Annotated in this window: 2 protein-coding genes; both read right to left on the bottom strand. The window is 65.8% G+C overall.

The window, feature by feature from the left end; genetic code table 11:
- Nucleotides 1-201: 201 nt before the first annotated feature.
- Complete coding sequence (locus A3E77_RS11470; RefSeq protein ID WP_293645992.1) at nucleotides 202-2,031, bottom strand: DUF885 domain-containing protein; 1,830 nt, start codon at nucleotides 2,029-2,031, stop codon at nucleotides 202-204.
- 117 nt (nucleotides 2,032-2,148) lie between these two features.
- On the bottom strand, nucleotides 2,149-3,036 hold the full coding sequence (locus tag A3E77_RS11465; protein ID WP_458574444.1) for a mannose-1-phosphate guanylyltransferase: 888 nt from the start codon (nucleotides 3,034-3,036) through the stop codon (nucleotides 2,149-2,151).
- Nucleotides 3,037-3,089: the final 53 nt, after the last annotated feature.

Below are 3,089 nucleotides of genomic sequence, written 5' to 3'. Positions count from 1 at the left end.
GCGATGGAGCATCCCCGCATTGTCGGACGCGACAGCCCGACCTTCTGGCGCCTTGGCGACTGGGACGTGCTGCGCCGCCGGATTATGAACGACCCCGACGCCCCCGATATCGGCGCACACGCCGGGCCGATCGGTCCGCGCAGCGCGGAGTCCCAAGGGGGCTGACCCCAGCCGCGGTCGCAGGCCGACCGCTGTTTCGCATCAGGCCATTTCTGCGGCCGTCCAGCGGTCGATCACCGATTCGAGGACCGAGATCGGCATCGCGCCCGCCGCCAGCGCGGTGTCATGAAAACCGCGCAGGTCGAATGCGTCGCCGAGCGCGGCCTTCGCCTTTTCACGAATCGCCACCCAGCGCGTCTGGCCGACCATGTAACTCGTCGCCTGACCCGGCCACACGCAATAACGTTCGATTTCGGTGACGTTCGACCCTTCGGGGGTGCCGAGCGCGTCATTATAATAGGCGATCGCCTTCTCGCGGCTCCAGCGATAATGGTGAAGGCCGGTGTCGACGACGAGGCGCGCGGCGCGGAACATATAGGATTGCAGATAGCCGAGCTGGCCCCAGGGGTCGTTTGCATAGACGCCCATTTCGTCGGCAAGCTGTTCGGCATAAAGGCCCCAGCCCTCGGTATAGACCGAATAGGCGGGCAGGCGGCGAAGGCGCGGAATGCCTGTCGCTTCCTGCGCCAGCGCGATCTGGTGGTGATGCCCCGGGGTCGCTTCGTGATAGGTCAGCGTCGGCAGCGTCCACGACGGGTTTTCGGCGGTATCGCGCAGGTTGATATAATAAGCGCCGGGGCGCGAGCCATCGAGCGCGGGGATCTGGTAATAGCCGCCGGGCGCGCCGGCCTCGATTTCCGGCGGCACGCGGCGAATGTCGCATTTCGCCTTGGGCAACCGGCCAAAGGCTTCGGGCAGGCGGCGCTGCATTTCCTGGATCTGCTCGTTCAATTTGGCGATCAGGTCGGCCTTGCCCTTGTCGGTGTTGGGATAAAGGAAGCGCGGATCTTTGCCCAGTTCGCGCATGCGTTCGGCGACGGTCCCCTTGGTCATGCCCTGCGCCTTGAAGATGGCGTCGGCGCGTGCTGTCAGCGCCGCCATGCGGTCGAGCCCGAGCTTGTGCACCTCCTCGGCCGACATGCCCGTCGTCGTCGCAAAGCGCAGCGCATAGGCATAATATTCGTCGCCCCTGGGCAGGCGCCAGACGCCGGCGTCGTGGGTCGCGCGCGGGCGCACGGCGGCGAGTTCGGCCGCCTGGCGGCGCATCGCCGGATAAATTTTGCCTTCGACCAGCGTGGCGCATCGCTTTGCCCAATCGCCCGGAATATCCGCCGTCTTCGCCTTAAGGTTGGTGACCAGATTATTCGCGTCGGGCGCGGGGGCCCAGATTTTGTCGAACAGCGCGAGCGTACGGTCGACGATGAAATCGGGCGGGATGATCCCCGCGGCATGGTCGGCCTTGATCCGGCCCGTTTCATTGTCGAGCTGGACCGCGAAATCGGCGCAGCGCGCAAGATAGGCTTCGGCGTCGGCGGCGTTCGCGATGCTGTGCTGGTTGACGAGGAAATCGGGGATCGAACGATAAGTGCCGCTCAACTGGGTGACCGGATGCGGTTCAGGCCAGCTGTGAAGTCCGTAAGAGAAACTATCGTAAGCCTTGACATAATCTTCCCACGGCCCGCGAAATGTCTCGTAATTGACAAGGTCCATGCCCGATAGTTTCGCGGGGTCGATGCTTTTCAGTTCCTTGAGCCCGGTGCGGTATAGATCATGCCCCTGCGCGATCCCGGCGGGCGAACGGTCGGCGAGTTTGGCCTTTGACGCAGCGCGATCGCCCTTGTCGGCGCCGAGCGAGGTCGCAAATTCGGGGTCCTGGTCGAGCAGCATGTCATAGATGCGCTCATAGATGGCGGTCAGCCGGGCGCCTTCGCCGTCGGGCGCGCCGGAAAGCGCCGCTCGCGCCGGGGCGCGCACGGCGCCCAGCATCGAAGAGGCGGCCGCGGCGGCGAGCAGGGTGCGACGGTCGAACATGGTGCAATCTCCAAAAATCAATGTCGGCAGGGGACAGGCCCGCGCCCAATGAGTGTATTGTTATAGCAACTCACCGCCAGCGCAAGAGCCGGGTTGGACGATCAATGGGGCCTGTCCCTAGTCGCGCGCCTTGGCCGCCAGGCGAACGTCCTGCGACCGATCGAGCGGCATCACCAGAATATCGTCGCCATCGACGATGACCGCGACACCCTCCATGCCGATGATCGACACGCGTTTGTCGCCCGCGCGGACCAGATTGCCGCGACTGTCGTGGAGGAATACGTCGCCCGCGACCGCGTTGCCCGCCGCGTCCTTGTCACCCAGCGCGTGGAGCGTGTGCCAGCTGCCGACGTCCGACCAGCCCATCGACGCAGGCACGACCGCGACCCGGCCATCCTTTTCCATCACGGCATAATCGATCGAATCGGCGGGGGCGCGGCCAAATTCGATCGCGTCGGCATAGAGCGCGTCGCCATCGCGCATTCCCGCCGCGACGGCGCGGTCGGCCGCCTCGAAAATCGCGCGGCAGTGCGTCAGCATCGCATCGCGCATCCGTGCGGCACGGAACAGGAATATCCCCGCGTTCCAACTATAACCGCCCGCCGCCAGCATCGCTTCGGCATCGGCGAGCGGCGGCTTTTCGATGAAGCGATCGACCGCAAAGCCCCAATGGTCGCCGTCGATGCCGAGCGCGGCGCCGCCGGCGATGTAGCCAAAGCCCGTTTCGGGGCGGTCGGGGGTGATACCAAAGGTGACGAGCCAGTCCTGCTGCGCAAGGTGTGCGCCTTTGGCGATTGCGGCGTGGAATGCCGCGACATCGGCGATCACATGGTCGCTCGGCATCACGAGCAGCAGCGTATCGGCGTCGACCGACGCCACCGCGAGCGCGATGGCCGCGGCGGTGTTGCGCGGTGCGGGTTCAACGAGCAGCGCGGCTTCGCGCACGCCCATCTGGTCGCGGACCGCGGCGACATGGCCGTCGCCGCAAAGGATGATCGGCGGCAGGAAGGCCGCGCCCGCGGGCGTCCGGTCGACGGTCTGGCGGAACAGGCTTTGTG

The sequence above is a fragment of the Sphingopyxis sp. RIFCSPHIGHO2_12_FULL_65_19 genome, assembly GCF_001830555.1.
Classification (GTDB): domain Bacteria; phylum Pseudomonadota; class Alphaproteobacteria; order Sphingomonadales; family Sphingomonadaceae; genus Sphingopyxis.
The sequence above is the reverse complement of the archived record's forward strand: the minus strand, read 5'-3'. Positions and strand labels throughout refer to the sequence as shown.